Raw genomic sequence first — 255 nt, 5'->3', positions numbered from 1 at the left:
GGCCGTGCGCTACTCCGCCGGTGTCACCACCGGCACCGCCGCCGGCTTCGACCCGCGCTTCGACCAGATCTATATTCGCGGTTACGACGCCACCACCATGGGCGACTACAAGGACGGGCTGCGTCAGTCCTATTTGAACTATGGCATGTTCCGCACCGATCCCTATTCGCTGGAGCGTGTGGAAATCGTCCGTGGCCCGATCTCGGTGCTTTATGGCGCAGGCACGCCCGCCGGCATCGTCAACAAGACATCGAA

At 62.4% G+C, this 255-nt stretch carries 1 protein-coding gene; it reads left to right on the top strand.

Annotated features, from left to right (window positions below; all coding sequences use genetic code 11):
• Positions 1-255, top strand: a 255-nt coding sequence (locus I3J13_RS25640) for a TonB-dependent receptor plug domain-containing protein (protein WP_196380686.1), incomplete at both ends; no start/stop codon positions are given.

The sequence above is a fragment of the Agrobacterium leguminum genome (assembly GCF_015704895.1).
Lineage (GTDB): Bacteria > Pseudomonadota > Alphaproteobacteria > Rhizobiales > Rhizobiaceae > Agrobacterium > Agrobacterium leguminum.
Note: the sequence above shows the minus strand (reverse complement) of the source record. Positions and strands in the feature narration are given on the sequence as shown.